We start from the raw sequence: 19,651 nt of genomic DNA, 5'->3' as shown, positions 1-19,651 counted from the left end.
TATTAAACAGTCGCAGCCACCAGTTTATTGCAACCCCTTCACCCTTCTGGCGCAGCCAGTCAAGCTACAGGGGCGTACCTTATCCCGAAGTTACGGTACCAATTTTGCCGAGTTCCTTCTCCCGAGTTCTCTCAAGCGCCTTAGAATACTCATCTCGCCCCACCTGTGTCGGTTTGCGGTACGGTCTTGTTAAACTGAAGCTTAGAGGCTTTTCTTGGAACCACTTCCAGTGCTTCTTCACCGAAGTGAATGGCGCCACGCCCTTGAATTGCGCACCCGGATTTGCCTGAGTGCCTTCTCCAACGCAGCGACCGGGACTTCCAACACCCGGACAACCTTTCCGCGATCCGTCCCCCCATCGCATTTAACAATGGTGCAGGAATATTAACCTGCTTCCCATCAGCTACGCATTTCTGCCTCGCCTTAGGGGCCGACTCACCCTACGCCGATGAACGTTGCGTAGGAAACCTTGGGCTTACGGCGAGGGGGCCTTTCACCCCCTTTATCGCTACTCATGTCAGCATTCGCACTTCCGATACCTCCAGCGCACTTTTCAATGCACCTTCGCAGGCTTACGGAACGCTCTCCTACCATGCATATAAATATGCATCCGCAGCTTCGGTATATTGCTTAGCCCCGTTACATCTTCCGCGCAGGACGACTCGATCAGTGAGCTATTACGCTTTCTTTAAAGGATGGCTGCTTCTAAGCCAACCTCCTGACTGTTTTAGCCTTCCCACTTCGTTTCCCACTTAGCAATATTTGGGGACCTTAGCTGGCGGTCTGGGTTGTTTCCCTCTTGACACCGGACGTTAGCACCCGATGTCTGTCTCCCGTGATTGCACTCTTCGGTATTCGGAGTTTGCTATGGCGTAGTAATCCGCAATGGACCCCACAACCATGACAGTGCTCTACCCCGAAGGTGATACACGAGGCACTACCTAAATAGTTTTCGGAGAGAACCAGCTATTTCCAGGTTTGTTTAGCCTTTCACCCCTATCCACAGCTCATCCCCTAACTTTTCAACGTTAGTGGGGTTCGGACCTCCAGTACGTGTTACCGCACCTTCATCCTGGCCATGGATAGATCACCTGGTTTCGGGTCTACACCCAGCGACTGAACGCCCTGTTCGGACTCGCTTTCGCTACGCCTGCCCTAATCGGTTAAGCTTGCCACTGAATGTAAGTCGCTGACCCATTATACAAAAGGTACGCCGTCACCCCCTTGCGAAGGCTCCGACTGTTTGTATGCATGCGGTTTCAGGATCTATTTCACTCCCCTCCCGGGGTTCTTTTCGCCTTTCCCTCACGGTACTGGTTCACTATCGGTCGATCACGAGTATTTAGCCTTGGAGGATGGTCCCCCCATCTTCAGACAGGATTTCACGTGTCCCGCCCTACTTGTCGTACACCCAGTTCTTCCTCGCTGTTTTCGTCTACAGGGCTATCACCTGCTATGGCCGCACTTTCCAGAGCGTTCGACTAACAATGAAGATAAAGAGTACAGGCTGGTCCCATTTCGCTCGCCACTACTCTGGGAATCTCGGTTGATTTCTTTTCCTGCGGTTACTTAGATGTTTCAGTTCACCGCGTTCGCTTCGCATGACCTATGTATTCAGTCATGGATGACCCATACGGGCCGGGTTTCCCCATTCGGATATCGGTGGATCAAAGCTCGTTTGCCAGCTCCCCACCGCTTTTCGCAGGCTACCGCGTCCTTCATCGCCTGTGATCGCCAAGGCATCCACCACATGCACTTGTTCGCTTGACCCTATAACGGGTGTGTCTCCTGCATGATCCACGGGGAATCATGCGCTCGCCACAATCGCTACAGGTTGAGTATTCGTGTTGCGCCGTATTCCAAAGCGATCTTTCGATCACCTTTAAAATACATTGATACAATCACAACCCTGATTCACCTACTCAATCACCCATCTCTAAGTGATCTTTCGTGAATCTCTTTACTACTTCTTCCTGATTGTTAAAGAACGACAGCCGATATCGCAGTTGCTATAACCGCGTATCACTCTGACTGGCTCAATCGCCAATGCCTGTTTCACTACACCGCAAACCCCTTTCAGGGTCCGCCGCAGTAAAACCGGCATTGAGGATTGGTGGAGGATGACGGGATCGAACCGACGACCCCCTGCTTGCAAAGCAGGTGCTCTCCCAGCTGAGCTAATCCCCCAGTCATACACAGATAAACTCTCTATGCGCACGGCATACCCCGGGATCATCGATCAGCACACCAGACAAGACTTTGGTGGGTCTGGATGGATTCGAACCATCGACCCCCGCCTTATCAAGACGGTGCTCTAACCGACTGAGCTACAGACCCCTGAGTCTGTCCTAGATTTCACAGCCGATAAGCGTGAGCGCTCAACGCGATTGACACGTCAGCTCGAGAAAGGAGGTGATCCAGCCGCACCTTCCGATACGGCTACCTTGTTACGACTTCACCCCAGTCATGAATCCTACCGTGGTGACCGTCCTCCTTGCGGTTAGACTAGCCACTTCTGGTAAAACCCACTCCCATGGTGTGACGGGCGGTGTGTACAAGACCCGGGAACGTATTCACCGCGGCATGCTGATCCGCGATTACTAGCGATTCCAGCTTCACGCACTCGAGTTGCAGAGTGCGATCCGGACTACGATCGGTTTTCTGGGATTGGCTCCCCCTCGCGGGTTGGCGACCCTCTGTTCCGACCATTGTATGACGTGTGAAGCCCTACCCATAAGGGCCATGAGGACTTGACGTCATCCCCACCTTCCTCCGGTTTGTCACCGGCAGTCTCCCTAGAGTGCTCTTGCGTAGCAACTAGGGACAAGGGTTGCGCTCGTTGCGGGACTTAACCCAACATCTCACGACACGAGCTGACGACAGCCATGCAGCACCTGTGTTATGGCTCCCTTTCGGGCACCCCGGCCTCTCAGCCAGGTTCCATACATGTCAAGGGTAGGTAAGGTTTTTTCGCGTTGCATCGAATTAATCCACATCATCCACCGCTTGTGCGGGTCCCCGTCAATTCCTTTGAGTTTTAATCTTGCGACCGTACTCCCCAGGCGGTCAACTTCACGCGTTAGCTACGTTACTAAGGAAATGAATCCCCAACAACTAGTTGACATCGTTTAGGGCGTGGACTACCAGGGTATCTAATCCTGTTTGCTCCCCACGCTTTCGTGCATGAGCGTCAGTATTGGCCCAGGGGGCTGCCTTCGCCATCGGTATTCCTCCACATCTCTACGCATTTCACTGCTACACGTGGAATTCTACCCCCCTCTGCCATACTCTAGCCCGCCAGTCACAAATGCAGTTCCCAGGTTAAGCCCGGGGATTTCACATCTGTCTTAGCGAACCGCCTGCGCACGCTTTACGCCCAGTAATTCCGATTAACGCTTGCACCCTACGTATTACCGCGGCTGCTGGCACGTAGTTAGCCGGTGCTTATTCTTCCGGTACCGTCATCCCCCACGGGTATTAACCACGAGGTTTTCTTTCCGGACAAAAGTGCTTTACAACCCGAAGGCCTTCTTCACACACGCGGCATTGCTGGATCAGGCTTTCGCCCATTGTCCAAAATTCCCCACTGCTGCCTCCCGTAGGAGTCTGGGCCGTGTCTCAGTCCCAGTGTGGCTGGTCGTCCTCTCAGACCAGCTACAGATCGTCGCCTTGGTAGGCCTTTACCCCACCAACTAGCTAATCTGCCATCGGCCGCCCCTGTAGCGCGAGGTCCGAAGATCCCCCGCTTTCATCCACAGATCGTATGCGGTATTAATCCGGCTTTCGCCGGGCTATCCCCCACTACAGGACACGTTCCGATGTATTACTCACCCGTTCGCCACTCGCCACCAGGATTGCTCCCGTGCTGCCGTTCGACTTGCATGTGTAAGGCATGCCGCCAGCGTTCAATCTGAGCCAGGATCAAACTCTTCAGTTCAAACCTGTTACTGTTTTCGGTTCAGTTAAGAACCGGTCGCTCACTCAACGTACTGACGATGATTTGATTGCTCAAACCTTCCTCTAATACTGTGTGAGACTTGATACTTTCGCTTGGTCGGCAGATCCCGAAGGATCCACCTCGCGTCGCGCATCAAGCGCCCACACTTATCGGCTGTTAATTTTTAAAGATCGGTTACGCATTCACTACCGGACCGGCACCGCACGTCGTCAACCTCACAACTATCCGGCACCGCTTCGTTCTGCGTCGCTGCATCAGCAGCAGAGAAACGAGATTATGAAGAACTTTCGCTACGTCGTCAACAGGTTTTTTCCAACTTCCTGAACCTGCCCACTTCGCTGAAAGCCTTGCCACTGCTGGCTCTCCCGCCTCCCGTGCCCGGCTGTCCGGAGCACGAAAGAGCGAGATTCTAGCGAGCCCCACTCCGCCTTGCAAGCGTTATTTTGACAAGCGTATTAACGATGCTTGAACACCGGTTTGCGCTTCTCCACGAACGCGGCCATACCTTCCTTCTGATCTTCGGTAGCGAAGAGCGAATGGAACAGGCGCCGCTCGAAATGCACGCCTTCCGCGAGCGTCGTTTCGTAGGCGCGATTGACTGATTCCTTCACCATCATCACTGCCGGCAGGGGGAATTCTGCGATCGTCGCAGCCGCAGCCACCGCTTCGTCCACCAAGGAAGCAGCCGGAATCACACGCGACACCAAGCCGGCGCGCTCAGCTTCGGCGGCATCCATGAACCGCGCGGTCAGGCAGAGGTCCATTGCCTTCGCCTTGGAGACGGCGCGCGGCAAGCGCTGCGTACCGCCAGCGCCCGGCATGATGCCGAGCTTGATTTCCGGCTGGCCGAACTTTGCCGTGTCGGCGGCGAAAATGATGTCGCACATCATCGCCAACTCGCAGCCGCCGCCGAGCGCGAACCCGGCCACTGCGGCAATGATCGGCTTGCGAATGGAGCGAACAGTTTCCCAATTGCGGGTGATGTAGTCACCCTTATAGACATCCATATAGGTATAGGTGGACATCATGCCGATGTCGGCGCCGGCCGCGAACGCCTTTTCACTGCCCGTGACCACGATCGCGCCGATCGCGTCGTCGGCATCGAATTCGCGCAGTGCCGTCCCCAACTCGTCCATCAACGCGTCATTCAGAGCGTTCAACGCCTTCGGACGATTCAACGTGATCAAGCCGACTCGTCCCCGCGTCTCAACCAGAATGTTCTCGTAAGCCATGCCGCCTCCCAAGGATAGAAAAATTGCGCGCGAAAACACTTCGCGCGGCCATCTTAATAATGCTACCATTCACCAACCAACCGGTCGGTCAATTATTCGACAGGCTTTTCCCAACGTACAGCCAAGCCCCTCTGCCATGACACATCCGCTATTCACCAAGCACGAAGACACGCTGCAAAAGGCACTCACCGCGGTTGAAACGCGCGGCTACTGGAGCCCGTTCGTCGAAATGCCCAGTCCGAAAGTGTACGGGGAAACGGCCAACGCGGAAGGCGAAGCCGCATTCAAAGCGCACCTCAACGCGACGTTCCAGCTGGACCAACCGTCGACGGGCGAAACCGTCGGCGCCGAAGTCTCACCGTTCGGATTCCCGCTCGGCGTACGCTATCCGAAGGCCGACCCCGCCGCTCTGATCGCGGCCGCCAACGCTGCCCAACGCGATTGGCGCGCGGCGGGCCCGCAGGCATGGATCGGCGTGTGCCTCGAAATCCTTGCCCGCGTGAATCGCGCCAGCTTCGAAATCGGCTACAGCGTGATGCACACGACCGGTCAGGCGTTCATGATGGCCTTCCAAGCCGGCGGCCCGCACGCGCAAGACCGCGCGCTTGAAGCCGTCGTGTACGCATGGGACCAATTGCGCCGCATTCCCGGCGACGCCCATTGGGAAAAGCCGCAAGGCAAGAACCCGCCGCTCGCCATGCACAAGCGTTATACCGTCGTGCCGCGCGGCACCGGCCTCGTGCTCGGCTGCTGCACTTTCCCGACGTGGAACGGCTATCCGGGCCTCTTCGCCGATCTGGCCACGGGCAACACGGTCATCGTCAAACCGCACCCGGGCGCAATTCTGCCGCTCGCGCTGACGGTGCGAATTGCGCGTGATGTTTTGCGCGAAGCGGGATTCGATCCGAACGTCGTCACCTTGCTGGCCACCGAACCGAACGACGGCGCTCTCGTCCAGGACTTGGCCGTGCGCCCGGCAATCAAACTCATCGACTTCACGGGCAGCACGCAAAACGGCACGTGGCTCGAGCGCAATGCGCATCAGGCGCAGGTTTACACCGAAAAAGCCGGCGTGAACCAGATCGTGATCGACTCGGTCGACGACATCAAGGCTGCCGCCCGCAACATCGCCTTCTCGCTCGCGCTGTACTCGGGCCAGATGTGCACCGCGCCGCAAAACATCTACGTGCCGCGCGGCGGCATCCGCACTGCGGAAGGCACGCTCAGTTTTGACGAAGTCGCTCAAGCCATTGCCGGCGCCGTGCAAAAACTCGTGGCCGACCCGGCTCGCGCTGTCGAACTACTCGGCGCGATTCAGAACGAAGGCGTGACTCAACGCATCGACGATGCCGCGAAACTCGGCCGCGTGCTCGTCGAGAGCCTGACGCTCGAACATCCCGCATTTGCCGCGGCCCGCGTGCGCACGCCGCTCGTGCTTCAACTGGATGCCGCCACCGACCAAGCACAGTTCACCAAAGAATGGTTCGGCCCGATCTCGTTCGTGATCGCGACGGACTCGACTGCGCAGTCGCTCGATCTCGCCGGCGGGATCGCCGCCGAGCACGGTGCGCTGACGCTGTCGGTGTACAGCACGGACGACGCGGTGCTGGAAGATGCGCACGAAGCATCGATCCGCGGTGGCGTGGCCTTGTCTATCAATTTGACCGGCGGTGTGTTCGTCAATCAGTCGGCAGCCTTTTCCGACTTCCACGGCACGGGCGCGAACCCGGCGGCCAATGCCGCGCTGGCGGACGCAGCTTTCGTATCGAATCGCTTCCGCGTAGTTCAAAGCCGGGTTCATGTTGAACCGAAAGCGGCGCCGGCGGTAGCTGGCTGAATGGCATAAGACAAAACACGGCTTCGTCCTATGCCGTTTGGCCGAATGGACCTGGCTGTGCACCCAAACTAACATGAGACATCGGATCGGCACCTCACGCCGATCCGCCCCAGCAGGAATCCATATGAACGACGCCTTCATTTGCGATGCGATTCGCACTCCAATCGGCCGCTACGGCGGCGCCCTGAAAGATGTCCGCGCCGACGATCTCGGCGCGGTGCCGATCAAGGCGCTGATCGAACGCAATCCCGGCGTCGACTGGCGTGCTCTCGACGACGTCATTTATGGCTGCGCGAACCAGGCCGGCGAAGACAATCGCAACGTCGCCCGTATGTCCGCGTTGCTGGCCGGCTTGCCCACCGAAGCGCCCGGCGCAACAATCAACCGCTTGTGCGGATCGGGTATGGACGCGGTCGGCACCGCAGCGCGCGCCATCAAGGCGGGGGAAGCACGCCTGATGATCGCCGGCGGCGTCGAAAGCATGACGCGTGCGCCGTTCGTCATGGGCAAGGCGACTAGCGCGTTCTCGCGTCAGGCCGACATTTACGACACGACCATCGGCTGGCGCTTCATCAATCCGCTGATGAAACGTCAGTACGGAGTCGATTCAATGCCTGAGACCGCGGAAAACGTTGCCGTCGAATTCAGCGTGAGCCGTGCTGATCAGGACGCGTTTGCGCTGGCGAGCCAGCAAAAAGCCGCTCGGGCCCAGCAGGACGGCACGCTGGCCGAGGAAATTGTTGGCGTCGACATCGCACAGAAGAGGGGTGACCCCGTACGCGTGCTGCTCGATGAACACCCGCGCGAAACTTCGCTCGAAAGTTTGGGCAAGCTCAAGGGCGTGGTCCGTCCGGACGGCAGCGTGACGGCCGGCAATGCGTCGGGCGTGAACGACGGCGCGTGCGCACTGTTGCTCGCGAACCAGCAGGCCGCCGATCAATACGGACTGCGTCGCCGCGCCCGCGTGGTGGGCATGGCAACAGCAGGCGTCGAGCCGCGCATCATGGGTATCGGTCCGGCGCCGGCCACGCAAAAGCTGTTGAAGCAACTCGGCATGACGCTCGAACAACTCGATGTGATCGAGTTGAACGAAGCCTTCGCATCGCAAGGCCTGGCTGTTCTGCGCACGCTCGGTCTGCGCGACAACGACCCGCGCGTCAACCCGAACGGCGGAGCCATTGCGCTGGGTCATCCGCTGGGCGCATCAGGCGCGCGTTTGATCACGACCGCGTTGTACCAGTTGGAACGGACCAATGGCCGCTTTGCGCTTTGCACGATGTGCATCGGCGTAGGCCAGGGCATCGCGCTGGTCATCGAGCGAATCTGAGGTCGACGCCACAGCGCCCATCGGTCAAAGAGACTTTGAGGAGACACCCAATGTCATATGAAGCGATTCGACTGGACATCGACGCGTCGAGCCATGTCGCAATCATCACGCTGAACCGGCCGGACAAACTCAACAGCTTCACGCGCGCGATGCATCAGGAATTGAGCGCCGCGCTCGACGAGGTCGAAACGTCCGGCGCCCGGGCGCTTGTGCTCACCGGCGCGGGCCGCGGCTTTTGCGCCGGCCAGGATCTCGCCGACCTCGACTTCACGCCAGGCGCCATGACCGATCTGGGCGAACTGATTGAGCAACATTTCAATCCGCTGATTCGCCGCCTGCAAGCTTTGCCGCTGCCGGTAATCGCCGCGGTGAACGGCACGGCTGCCGGCGCGGGCGCCAATCTCGCGCTCGCGTGCGACCTCGTGCTCGCGGCTCGCTCCGCCAGCTTCATTCAGGCGTTCGTGAAGATCGGCCTCGTGCCGGACTCGGGCGGCACATGGTTCCTGCCGCAGCGCGTCGGCATGGCTCGCGCGTTAGGGCTCGCCATCACCGGCGACAAACTCAGCGCGGAAAAAGCCGAAAGCTGGGGCTTGATCTGGCAAGCAGTCGACGACGCGGAACTCGCCGCCAGTGCGGCGAAACTTGCGACTCAACTTGCGCAACAACCCACGCGCGCCATCGCCGCAATCAAGCAGGCCATGCGGAAGGGCGCGACGCAAACGCTCGACCAGCAACTCGATCTCGAACGCGATTTGCAACGTCAACTGGGTGCTTCCCACGACTACGCGGAAGGCGTGCAAGCCTTTGTTGAAAAGCGCGCGCCGCGCTTCGAGGGCCGCTGACATGTCCGCTCAAGCCAACCATCCCAATCAGATGACACCCGACGAGCTCGCCCGCGCGACTGCTGCTGCAATGTACGAGAACGACGCGTGCAGCCGCGCGCTCGGCCTCGAAATCGTCGAAGTACGCCCCGGATTCGCACGCCTGCGCATGGCAATACGTGATGACTTTCTGAACGGCCATCAGATTTGCCACGGCGGCCTGATTTTCACGCTCGCAGATTCGACCTTTGCGTTCGCCTGCAACACGTACAACATCAACACGGTTGCCGCCGGATGCTCGATCGAGTTTCTGCGGCCCGTGCGAGGGGGCGACGTGCTGACGGCGGAAGCCGTCGAGCAGACGCTGAGTGGCCGAACCGGCATCTACGACATTCGAGTGACGAACCGTGCCGAAGAAACCGTTGCAATGTTCCGCGGCAAATCGGCTCAAATCAAAGGCAATCTGATTCCGACAGGCGAGTGATAACAGCAACCTCGCAGCAAACGCTATAACTCCGAGACACCACGCAGCAAACCAATGACAGATTCGCGGCCCAGTAGCGGCTCTTCGCCGCCACACCGTTAAACGGCAGCCAGCCCCAGGTTTTTGCGCGCAAGCGCACGTATTTCAGACCCAAGCATTGAGGCAGCAAGGAGACATTCGATGACCACCGCCCTTCCGCTCGATCCGATCGAGACCGCCAGCCGCGACGAACTTGCCGCGCTTCAACTTGAACGGCTTAAATGGTCGTTGAACCACGCTTATGAAAACTCGCCGGTTTATCGACACAAATTCGACGAAGCCGGGGTTCATCCGAGCGAAGTGAAAACCCTCGCGGACCTGGCGCGCTTCCCCTTCACCACCAAAAAGGATCTGCGCGACAGCTACCCGTTCGGTATGTTCGCCGTGCCGCAAGAACAGATTTCACGGATTCACGCATCGTCCGGTACCACGGGTAAGCCGACCGTCGTGGGCTACACCGCGCGCGACATCGACACGTGGGCGAATCTCGTCGCGCGTTCGATCCGCGCCGCCGGTGCGAAGCGTGGCGACAAGGTTCACGTGAGCTATGGCTACGGCCTATTCACAGGCGGTCTCGGCGCGCACTACGGCGCCGAGCGCGCGGGGCTCACTGTGATCCCGTTCGGTGGCGGCCAGACCGAAAAGCAGGTGCAACTGATCCAGGACTTCCGGCCGGACATCATCATGGTGACGCCGAGCTACATGCTCTCCATTGCCGACGAACTCGAGCGTCAAGGCATCGACCCGGCCAATTGTTCGCTGCGCCTCGGCATCTTCGGCGCGGAACCGTGGACCAACGACATGCGTCAGGCGATCGAAAAACGCATGGGCATCGATGCTGTCGACATCTATGGCCTGTCCGAAGTGATGGGCCCTGGTGTGGCGTCGGAGTGCGTGGCAACGAAAGACGGCCCGACCATCTGGGAAGATCATTTCTATCCCGAGATCATCGATCCCGAAACCGGCGAGGTGCTGCCGGACGGCGAACTCGGCGAATTGGTGTTCACGTCGCTGACCAAAGAGGCGCTGCCGATCATCCGTTACCGGACGCGCGACCTGACGCGCCTATTGCCGGGCAGCGCCCGCACCATGCGTCGGATGGAAAAGATCACCGGCCGCTCGGACGACATGATGATCGTGCGCGGCGTGAACGTGTTCCCGACGCAGATCGAGGAACTGCTGCTCAAGCAGCACGCGCTTGCGCCGCACTATCAGATCGTGCTGACCAAGGAAGGCCCGCTCGACGTGTTGACGTTGAACGTCGAGCCTTGCCCGGAATCGGCGCCGGATACGGCTGCGTTGAACTCGGCCAAGCAGGCGTTGACCTATGACATCAAGGCGTTGATCGGCGTGAGCGCGGTGGTGAACGTGCTGGGTGTGAACGGGATCGAGCGTTCGGTCGGCAAGGCGCGGCGCGTGGTGGACAAGCGCAAGTCGGGGCTGTAACAAGCAGGAAGTAACGCGCGGCGCGGCGGACCCGCACCGCGCCACGCGCTACTCAACCCTCAAGAATTCGGCAGCAACAGCCACATCCGGCCGCCCTGCTTCATCTTGCCGGCCAGATCGCCGGCGTCGTCGCCGAGGCCCCAGAAATAATCGGCGCGCACGCCGCCCTTGATCGCGGAACCCGTGTCTTGCGCGAAGACGAGGCGATTCATCGGCGAGTTCGTCAACGGACGCGTGGTCTGCAAAAACACCGGCGTACCAAGTGGAATCGACGTCGGATCGACCGCAATCGACCGCTCCGGCGTCAGCGGCACACCCAGCGCGCCGATTGGGCCGTCCGCGCCGCCGCTCGGCACGCTTTCGCCGGAAGGCATCTCGCGGAAAAACACGAAGCGCGGATTCGTATCGAGCAACGCATCGACGCGCGTCGGGTTCGCGCGTGCCCACGCCTTGATGCCCTGCATGGTCGCCTGCGCGGGCGTCAGTTCGCCGCGATCCAGCAGCCAACGTCCGATCGACTTGTACGGCTGATTGTTGGTACCGCCGAAGCCCAGACGCATGACGCTGCCGTCTTCCATCACGATGCGCCCGGACCCCTGCACCTGCAGGAAGAAAGCTTCGATCGGATCATCGACCCACACGAGTTCGTTACCGTTGAGCACACCTGCGCGCTCGAGTTGCGCACGCGCCGGCAGCGGCGCGCCCGCGCGATAACTCGCCGGCCAGCGATACAACGCGGTCTGATACACACCGTGCCGCGTATGCGAACCACGCAGCAAGGGCTCGTAGTAGCCCGTGACGAGACCGTCGAGGGTCCCGTCGGTATTCGCTAACTGGAATGGCGTGAAATAGGCTTCAAAAAAAGCCCGCGCACTGGTGACGTCGAGGTCGTCGATTTGCGAGGCTGCGGCACATGCACGCGCCCAGTTCGGTTGACGCGCGAGCCTCACGCAGTTTTGCCGCAACGCGGCCGTCGCGCCGATCAACGAGTCGTCCTGCCAACCCGGCACCTGCTGCCACGCAACGGCCGTCAGCCGCGCCGCGGCAATCTGTCCGGGTATGATCGCGGCACCCGTGGGCGGCGAAACCGACGGCCGGATCGCGCCGCCACCACCGCAGGACGCCAGCATCACCGCAACCGAAAGCGCTCCGAGCCATGCTCCGGCCGTGCGGACAAAACGCATACAATGTTCGTTCTTGATGGAAACCGCCATGTCTGATCTGTTCGACGAATACCCGATGCTCATCTTCGCGCTGGAATCGCTCCTCGCGCTCTTCCTGCTCGTCTTTATCGTTGTGTGGACGTCGTCCGGCAAGAAGAAAGCGGCGCGCGCCAACGCGAGTGAACAGCAAAAGCAGCAAAAATCGCAGTAATGCTGCGCGCTTAACCGCGCATTGAGCTTCTTAAAGACCGCGGGCCACGCCCTCGGTTCAATGCAAGGTGCGCGGCATGCGCAAGATGAACTCCGGCACTGGCGCTTCGAAACGCTCGCCGTCCTCGGCCACACAGAAGTATTCCCCGCGCATGGTGCCGACCGGCGTGGCAATCACCGCCCAACTCGTGTACTCGAAATGCTCGCCCGGTTTGAGCAACGGCTGGTGCCCGACCACGCCCAGGCCCTTCACTTCCTGCACGTTCTTGTCGCTGTCGGTGATCACCCAATGGCGCGCGATCAATTGCGCGGGCACCTGGCCGGTGTTACGGATAGTCAGCGTGTATGCGAACGCATACTGGCGGCGCTCCGGGTCCGACTCTTCGGGCAGATATTGCACCTGCGCCGAGACGCTGAATTCGTACTGGCTCATCCTGATTCCGGTCTGCTGAAACGGGGTGTGAAAAATCGCGGGAAAGCCCGAACGCCAATGGTTTGCGGGCGCATTGGCGAAGCGGCGCTGATGGTTTTGGCATTCTGCTTGATGCGCGGCACGCCCGCAACCGGACAAATCCCTTTGGACAAGGGCGAGTAAGGCGTTTTGTCGCATTCGCCGCTCAAACGACGAGCCACGCCCGAATGCACCCGTGACCGGAACGCCCGCGCACAAAACGGTAAAATGGCGCTTTCCCGCTTGCCTCCGCCCCCGCCATGACGCAATTCCGCATCGCTCCAAGCATTCTGTCAGCCGACTTCGCCCGCCTTGGCGAGGAAGTCCGCAACGTCGTCGCCGCTGGCGCCGACTGGATTCACTTCGACGTGATGGACAACCATTACGTGCCGAACCTGACCATCGGGCCGCTCGTCTGCGAAGCGATCCGCCCGCATGTCGACGTGCCGATCGACGTGCATCTGATGGTGCGCCCGGTCGACCGCATCGTCCCGGACTTCGCCAAGGCCGGCGCGAACCTGATCAGCTTTCACCCGGAAGGCTCAGACCATATCGACCGCACGCTGTCGCTGATCCGCGACCACGGCTGCAAGGCCGGCCTGGTGTTCAATCCGGCCACGTCGCTGAATTATCTGGATCACGTGATGGACAAGCTCGATCTCGTGCTGATCATGTCGGTGAATCCGGGCTTCGGCGGGCAGTCGTTCATTCCGGAAGCGCTCAACAAGCTGCGCGAAGCGCGCAAGCGGCTCGACGCCTACAAGGAACGCACCGGCCGGCAGATCTTCCTGGAAGTAGACGGCGGCGTGAAGGTCGACAACATCGCTGAAATCGCGGCGGCCGGCGCGGACACCTTCGTGGCCGGTTCGGCGATTTTCGGCCAGCCCAACCACAAGGTCGTGATCGAAAAGATGCGCGCGGCACTCGCCAACATCCAGCACTGAGCACTTGTACGCAACATGACCACTCCGTTCCCCGCCCCGACCTTCACCAGCCCACGCCTGCAAGCCGCGATCATCGACCTGGACGGCACGATGATCGATACCGCCGACGACTTCACCGCCGGCCTGAACGGCATGCTCGCGCAACTCGACGCAGAAGAAACGTCGCGCGAGGAGGTGGTCGGTTATGTGGGCAAGGGTTCTGAGCATCTGATCCGCAGCGTTCTGGCGCCGCGCTTCGAAACGGAGCATGCGCAAGACCGCTTCGACGAAGCGCTCGCGATCTATCAGGAGGAGTACGCGAAGATCAACGGCACGCACACGCGGCTTTATCCCGATGTCGAAGCCGGCTTGATCGCCATGCGCGAGGCCGGTCTCAAACTCGCCTGCGTGACCAACAAGCCGCACCGGTTCGCAGTGGAGTTGCTGCAGCAGTATGGGCTCGCGCAGTATTTCAGCGTCGTGATCGGCGGAGACAGCCTGGCGAAAAAGAAGCCGGATCCGCTGCCCATGCTCACAGCCGCGGCACAACTGGGCGTCGAACCGCGAGCCACGGTGGCCATCGGCGATTCGGAAAACGACGCGCTGGCGGGCCGCGCGGCGGGCATGGCGACGCTCACGGTGCCGTACGGCTACAACCACGGCCAAGCTATACAAACAATAAAATCCGATGGTATAGTTGACTCGCTGCTCGGCGCCGCCAAGGCGATCGCAGCGCACCATTCCACGACTTGAAAAGTCCTTCATCCTCATGTTTCTGAATAAAAAACGGAGTCTGATTAGCATCGACCGGGGAGCCTGGCCCTGGCGTCGCTGGTCGCGCTAACCTCGCCTGAGGTACGCTGAAGCTCGTCTTCGGCAACCGTTTTTTACTTCGCTGCGCTCACGCGTTTTTTCCATCATCTTGTTTCGCTGCATCGGCTGATTCGGCCTGCGTGTACCCGCAAAGTACATCTGTGCGCTGAAATCCCTTGCACGCGTCGATGGGAAACTCGCGCCGGTCGGTATCATCGTGTCGATACGTCGAACCAACGCCTGACCGGCCGCGCAATGACCCGCTTTGTCCGACGCACACTGCCGCCGGACCACCGTACAGGATCGGAACATGACCGAACTCGAATTCCAGTCCCTCGCCAATGAGGGCTTCAACCGCATTCCGCTGATCGCCGAAGCGCTCGCCGACCTCGAAACGCCGCTCTCGCTGTACCTGAAGCTCGCGCAGAGCGAACGCAACGGCGCGAACTCGTTCTTGCTGGAGTCGGTGGTAGGCGGTGAACGTTTCGGCCGCTATTCGTTCATCGGCCTGCCGGCGCGCACGCTGCTGCGCACCCGCAACGGCGTGTCGGAAGTGGTGCGCGACGGCAAGGTCGTCGAAACGCACGAGGGCGACCCGCTCGAATTCATCCAGCAATTCCAGGGCCGCTTCAAAGTGGCGCAGCGCCCCGGCTTGCCGCGTTTCGCGGGCGGTCTGGCCGGTTATTTCGGTTACGACGCGGTGCGCTACATCGAGAAAAAGCTCGCGCACACGGCCCCGAAAGACGATCTGAATCTGCCCGACATCCAGTTGCTGCTGACTGAGGAAGTGGCGGTGATCGACAACCTCGCGGGCAAGCTCTATCTGGTGGTCTACTCCGATCCGACGCAGCCCGAGGCGTACACGAAAGCCAAACAGCGGCTGCGCGAACTGCGCCAGCGTTTGCGCACCACCGTGCAACCGCCGGTCACGTCGGCGAGTGTGCGCACCGAGACCTACCGCGAATTCGCCAAAGACGATTACCTGGCGGCCGTGCGCAAGGCGAAGGAATACATCGCCGCCGGCGAGCTGATGCAGGTGCAGGTCGGCCAGCGCCTGATCAAGCCGTACCGCGACAATCCGCTCTCGCTGTACCGCGCGCTGCGCTCGCTGAACCCGTCGCCGTATATGTATTACTACAACTTCGGCGACTTCCACGTGGTAGGCGCATCGCCGGAAATCCTGGTGCGCCAGGAAAAGCGCGGTGAGGATCGCATCGTCACGATCCGGCCGCTCGCCGGCACGCGTCCGCGCGGCAATACGCCGGAACGCGATGCGGAACTCGCCACCGAGCTGCTGAACGACCCGAAGGAAATCGCCGAACACGTCATGCTGATCGACCTCGCGCGTAACGACGTGGGCCGCATCGCGCAAATCGGCTCGGTGGTCGTCACCGACAAGATGGTGATCGAAAAGTACTCGCACGTGCAGCACATCGTGAGTTCGGTCGAAGGCAAGCTGAAGCCCGGCACCACCAATTTCGACGTGCTGCGCGCCACCTTCCCCGCCGGCACGCTGTCGGGCGCGCCGAAGGTCCGCGCGATGGAATTGATCGACGAACTGGAACCCGTGAAGCGCGGCCTGTACGGCGGTGCGGTCGGCTATCTGTCGTTCACCGGCGAAATGGATCTGGCCATCACGATCCGCACCGGCGTGATCGCGAACGGCAATCTGTACGTGCAGGCGGCAGCGGGTGTAGTCGCGGATTCGGTGCCGGAATCCGAATGGCAAGAGACCGAGAACAAGGCGCGCGCCGTGTTGCGCGCCGCCGAACAGGTTCAAGACGGCCTCGATAGCGACTTCTGACCGGAGACACACCATGCTGCTAATGATCGACAACTACGACTCGTTCACCTACAACCTGGTGCAATACTTCGGCGAACTCGGCGAAGACGTGCGCACCTATCGGAACGACGAAATCACGCTGGACGAAATCGCGAAGCTCAACCCCGAGCGCATCTGCCTGTCGCCCGGTCCGAGCAATCCGCAACATGCCGGCATCACGCTCGACGTGCTGCGTGAATTCGCCGGCAAGACGCCGATTCTCGGCGTCTGTCTCGGCCATCAGGCGATCGGCGAGGCTTTCGGCGGGCGCGTGGTGCGCGCGCAAACCATCATGCACGGCAAGGTCAGCACGATCGAAACCGACTGCAAAGGCGTGTTCGCCGACCTGCCGAAGCATTTCGTCGTGACCCGCTACCACTCGCTCGCGATCGAACGCGAATCGCTGCCCGACTGCCTCGAAGTATCGGCATGGACCGAAGACGGCGAGATCATGGGTGTGCGCCACAAGGAACTGGCCGTGGAAGGCGTGCAGTTCCATCCGGAATCGATCCTGTCCGAACACGGCCACGCGCTGCTCGAAAACTTCGTGAAGCAGTCGAAGCTCGCGAGCGCGCAAACGTCCAACCGCAACGCCTGATGAAGAGAGACGACATCATGTCGATTACGCCCCAGGAAGCGCTGCAACGGACCATCGAGCACCGCGAGATTTTCCACGACGAAATGCTGCATTTGATGCGGCTCATCATGCGCGGCGAACTCTCGCCCGTGATGGCGGCCGCGATCATCACGGGCTTGCGCGTCAAAAAAAGAGACCATCGGCGAAATCACCGCCGCCGCCACGGTGATGCGTGAATTCGCCCGGCACGTCGACGTGCCGGACAACTCGAACTTCGTCGATATCGTCGGTACCGGCGGCGACGGCTCGCACACCTTCAACATTTCCACGGCGACCATGTTCGTCTCCGGCGCGGCCGGCGCGAAGGTCGCGAAGCACGGTGGCCGCGGCGTGTCGAGCAAGTCGGGCAGCGCGGACGTGCTCGAAGCGCTCGGCGTGAATATCGATCTGCAGCCGGAACAGGTGGCGGCGTCGATTGCGGAAACCGGCATGGGCTTCATGTTCGCGCCGAATCATCATCCGGCCATGAAGAACATCGCGCCGGTGCGCCGCGAACTCGGCGTGCGGACCATCTTCAATATTCTCGGGCCACTGACCAATCCGGCCGGCGCGCCCAATCAACTGATGGGCGTGTTCCACGGGGACCTCGTCGGCATTCAGGTGCGCGTGATGCAGCGCCTCGGCGCGAAGCACGTGCTGGTGGTGTACGGTATGGACGGCATGGACGAGGTCTCGCTCGGCGCGGCGACGCAAGTCGGCGAGCTGCGCGACGGCCAGATCCACGAGTACGAAATTCACCCGGAAGACTTCGGCATGCAGATGGTGTCGAACCGCACGCTGAAAGTGGCCGACGCCACCGAATCGAAAGCAATGCTGCTCGAAGCGCTCGACAACAAGCCGGGCGTCGCCCGCGAGATCGTCACGCTGAATGCGGGCACTGCCCTGTATTCGGCGAACGTGGCTTCGTCGATCGCGGACGGCATCCAGTTGGCGCGCGAAGCGATCGCGAGCGGCAAGGCCCGCGCGAAAGTCGACGAGCTGGTTCGCTTCACCCAGCAATTCAAGCAGTAATCACGTAGCGAGACATTTATGAGCGACATCCTCGACCGTATCATCGCGGTCAAACGCGAAGAAGTCCGCGCGGCCGAACAGAGCGCGCCGCTCGAAGAGCTGCGCCTCGAAGCGTCGTCGCGCGACCTGCGCGATTTCGTCGGCGCATTGCGCGCGAAACACGCGGCGGGTCTCGCCGCGGTGATCTCCGAAGTCAAAAAAGCGAGCCCGTCCAAAGGCGTGTTGCGCGAGCACTTCGTGCCGGCCGAGATCGCGCGATCGTATGAAAAGCACGGCGCGGCCTGCCTGTCCGTGCTCACCGACGTGCAGTTCTTTCAAGGCAGCGTCGCGTATCTGCAGGAAGCGCGCGCGGCCTGCAATTTGCCGGTGCTGCGCAAGGACTTCATCGTCGATCCGTACCAGATCGTCGAAGCCCGCGCGATGGGCGCCGACGCGATCCTGCTGATCGCCGCCGCGCTCGAAACCTCGCAGATGCAGGATCTCGAAGCGCTCGCGCATTCGCTCGGTCTCGCCGTGCTGGTCGAAGTGCACGACCAGAATGAGCTGATGGAATCCCTCACGCTGAAAACGCCGTTGATCGGTATCAACAACCGCAATCTGCGCACCTTCGAGACGTCGATCGAAACGACGATCGGCATGCTCGAAGCGATTCCGGAGGACCGCATCGTCGTCACGGAGTCGGGCATTCTGTCGCGCGCCGATGTGGAACGCCTGCGCGCGATGGACGTGCACACGTTCCTCGTCGGCGAAGCGTTCATGCGCGCGGACGAGCCGGGCGTGGAGCTTGCTCGGATGTTTTTCTGAGCACGGTGTCGACACACGGCACGCGGCGCACATAGCGGAGCAGATCATGGGCATGGAACGCGAAATCAAACTGGCGCTGCCGCCCGCGCAGGTGCAGGCGGCTACGCAGTGGTTCGTCGCGCGCGCGGGTGGGAAAGGCCGTCCGATCAAGCTGGTGAATATTTACTTCGACACGCCCAAGCTGACGCTGGCGAGTTCGAAGAGCGCGTTGCGTCTGCGTCAGACGCCGGACGGCTGGCTGCAGACCTTCAAGACGGTGGGCAACGCCAAAGAAGGTTTGCACAGCCGGCATGAATGGGAAATGCCGGTAGCGGGCGAAAAGCTGGAGATCGATGCGTTGTTACGCGAGTGCGACGAACCGTCCGCCGCGGATGCTTTGCGTCAGGCCGCGCCCGAACTCGTCGAATTGTTCCGCACGAATTTCACCCGGACGCTGTGGCGTGTCGAAGTGGACGGCTCGGACATCGAAGCGGCGATCGATCAGGGCGACGTGTTCGCCGAGGTCGATAGCGAAACGCGTCGCGCGCCGATCTCGGAAGTCGAGCTCGAACTGAAGTCCGGCGACGAAGCCGCGCTTCACACACTCGCCGCGGAACTCGGTAGACAGATAGCCGGTCTCGCACCGGACAATATCAGCAAGGCGCAGCGCGGTTATAAGTTGCGGGCTGGTTGA

At 60.6% G+C, this 19,651-nt stretch carries 15 protein-coding genes, 2 tRNA genes, 2 rRNA genes and 1 pseudogene; 13 read left to right on the top strand and 7 right to left on the bottom strand.

Annotated features, from left to right (window positions below):
* The 5 genes from B0G74_RS22020 to B0G74_RS22000 all read right to left on the bottom strand — a co-directional run.
* A 23S ribosomal RNA gene (locus B0G74_RS22020) occupies window positions 1-1,770 on the bottom strand; the annotation flags it as partial.
* 341 nt (window positions 1,771-2,111) lie between these two features.
* Window positions 2,112-2,187, bottom strand: a tRNA-Ala gene (locus B0G74_RS22015).
* A 73-nt stretch (window positions 2,188-2,260) separates the two neighbouring features.
* Window positions 2,261-2,337: transfer RNA gene (locus B0G74_RS22010), tRNA-Ile, on the bottom strand.
* A gap of 68 nt (window positions 2,338-2,405) precedes the next feature.
* A 16S ribosomal RNA gene (locus B0G74_RS22005) occupies window positions 2,406-3,937 on the bottom strand.
* Between the two features lie 476 nt (window positions 3,938-4,413).
* Window positions 4,414-5,190 carry an enoyl-CoA hydratase gene (locus B0G74_RS22000; protein ID WP_132376803.1) on the bottom strand — a complete coding sequence of 259 codons (777 nt, stop codon included), beginning with the start codon at window positions 5,188-5,190 and terminating at the stop codon, window positions 4,414-4,416.
* 136 nt (window positions 5,191-5,326) lie between these two features.
* Between B0G74_RS22000 and paaN the strand changes: the two genes are divergently transcribed.
* The 5 genes from paaN (at window position 5,327) to paaK (ending at window position 11,144) form a co-directional block, all read left to right on the top strand.
* Window positions 5,327-7,027, top strand: coding sequence for a phenylacetic acid degradation protein PaaN (gene paaN / locus B0G74_RS21995; RefSeq protein ID WP_132376802.1), 1,701 nt, complete (start codon window positions 5,327-5,329; stop codon window positions 7,025-7,027).
* Window positions 7,028-7,151: 124 nt separating this feature from the next.
* Window positions 7,152-8,354: a 3-oxoadipyl-CoA thiolase gene (gene pcaF, locus B0G74_RS21990; protein WP_132376801.1), complete on the top strand. Its 1,203-nt coding sequence runs from the start codon at window positions 7,152-7,154 to the stop codon at window positions 8,352-8,354.
* Between the two features lie 50 nt (window positions 8,355-8,404).
* The gene (paaG, locus tag B0G74_RS21985; protein WP_132376800.1) at window positions 8,405-9,196 is read left to right on the top strand and encodes a 2-(1,2-epoxy-1,2-dihydrophenyl)acetyl-CoA isomerase PaaG; all 792 of its coding nucleotides are present in this window, start codon (window positions 8,405-8,407) and stop codon (window positions 9,194-9,196) included.
* Between the two features lies 1 nt (window position 9,197).
* Window positions 9,198-9,659, top strand: coding sequence for a hydroxyphenylacetyl-CoA thioesterase PaaI (gene paaI / locus B0G74_RS21980; protein WP_132376799.1), 462 nt, complete (start codon window positions 9,198-9,200; stop codon window positions 9,657-9,659).
* A gap of 180 nt (window positions 9,660-9,839) precedes the next feature.
* Window positions 9,840-11,144, top strand: a complete 1,305-nt coding sequence (paaK, locus tag B0G74_RS21975; RefSeq protein WP_132376798.1) for a phenylacetate--CoA ligase PaaK — start codon at window positions 9,840-9,842, stop codon at window positions 11,142-11,144.
* A gap of 59 nt (window positions 11,145-11,203) precedes the next feature.
* On the opposite strand, the gene B0G74_RS21970 is transcribed toward paaK, so the two are convergent.
* Complete coding sequence (locus B0G74_RS21970; protein ID WP_132376797.1) at window positions 11,204-12,328, bottom strand: MltA domain-containing protein; 1,125 nt, start codon at window positions 12,326-12,328, stop codon at window positions 11,204-11,206.
* A 28-nt stretch (window positions 12,329-12,356) separates the two neighbouring features.
* Here B0G74_RS21970 and B0G74_RS45835 point away from each other — a divergent pair, with 28 nt between their 5' ends.
* Entirely contained in the window at window positions 12,357-12,518 is a 162-nt protein-coding gene (locus B0G74_RS45835; protein WP_012434443.1) for a hypothetical protein, read from the top strand.
* Window positions 12,519-12,575: 57 nt separating this feature from the next.
* On the opposite strand, the gene apaG is transcribed toward B0G74_RS45835, so the two are convergent.
* Window positions 12,576-12,950: a Co2+/Mg2+ efflux protein ApaG gene (apaG, locus tag B0G74_RS21960; RefSeq protein WP_132376796.1), complete on the bottom strand. Its 375-nt coding sequence runs from the start codon at window positions 12,948-12,950 to the stop codon at window positions 12,576-12,578.
* A 278-nt stretch (window positions 12,951-13,228) separates the two neighbouring features.
* On the opposite strand from apaG, the gene rpe reads away from it, so the two are divergent.
* From rpe to B0G74_RS21925, 7 genes and pseudogenes are all read left to right on the top strand, one after another.
* Window positions 13,229-13,912 carry a ribulose-phosphate 3-epimerase gene (rpe, locus tag B0G74_RS21955; protein ID WP_132376795.1) on the top strand — a complete coding sequence of 228 codons (684 nt, stop codon included), beginning with the start codon at window positions 13,229-13,231 and terminating at the stop codon, window positions 13,910-13,912.
* Window positions 13,913-13,927: 15 nt separating this feature from the next.
* On the top strand, window positions 13,928-14,644 hold the full coding sequence (locus B0G74_RS21950) for a phosphoglycolate phosphatase (RefSeq protein ID WP_132376794.1): 717 nt from the start codon (window positions 13,928-13,930) through the stop codon (window positions 14,642-14,644).
* 370 nt (window positions 14,645-15,014) lie between these two features.
* Window positions 15,015-16,508, top strand: a complete 1,494-nt coding sequence (trpE, locus tag B0G74_RS21945; RefSeq protein ID WP_132376793.1) for an anthranilate synthase component I — start codon at window positions 15,015-15,017, stop codon at window positions 16,506-16,508.
* 13 nt (window positions 16,509-16,521) lie between these two features.
* Window positions 16,522-17,124, top strand: coding sequence for an aminodeoxychorismate/anthranilate synthase component II (locus tag B0G74_RS21940; RefSeq protein ID WP_132376792.1), 603 nt, complete (start codon window positions 16,522-16,524; stop codon window positions 17,122-17,124).
* Window positions 17,125-17,141: 17 nt separating this feature from the next.
* Window positions 17,142-18,174, top strand: a pseudogene (gene trpD / locus B0G74_RS21935) (anthranilate phosphoribosyltransferase).
* A gap of 18 nt (window positions 18,175-18,192) precedes the next feature.
* Window positions 18,193-18,978 (top strand): indole-3-glycerol phosphate synthase TrpC, encoded by a 786-nt coding sequence (trpC, locus tag B0G74_RS21930; protein WP_132376791.1) that lies wholly within the window; start codon window positions 18,193-18,195, stop codon window positions 18,976-18,978.
* Window positions 18,979-19,024: 46 nt separating this feature from the next.
* Window positions 19,025-19,651 (top strand): CYTH domain-containing protein, encoded by a 627-nt coding sequence (locus B0G74_RS21925; RefSeq protein ID WP_132376790.1) that lies wholly within the window; start codon window positions 19,025-19,027, stop codon window positions 19,649-19,651.

Origin of the sequence: Paraburkholderia sp. BL9I2N2 (assembly GCF_004339745.1) — a bacterium.
Lineage (GTDB): Bacteria > Pseudomonadota > Gammaproteobacteria > Burkholderiales > Burkholderiaceae > Paraburkholderia.
The sequence above is the reverse complement of the archived record's forward strand: the minus strand, read 5'-3'. Positions and strand labels throughout refer to the sequence as shown.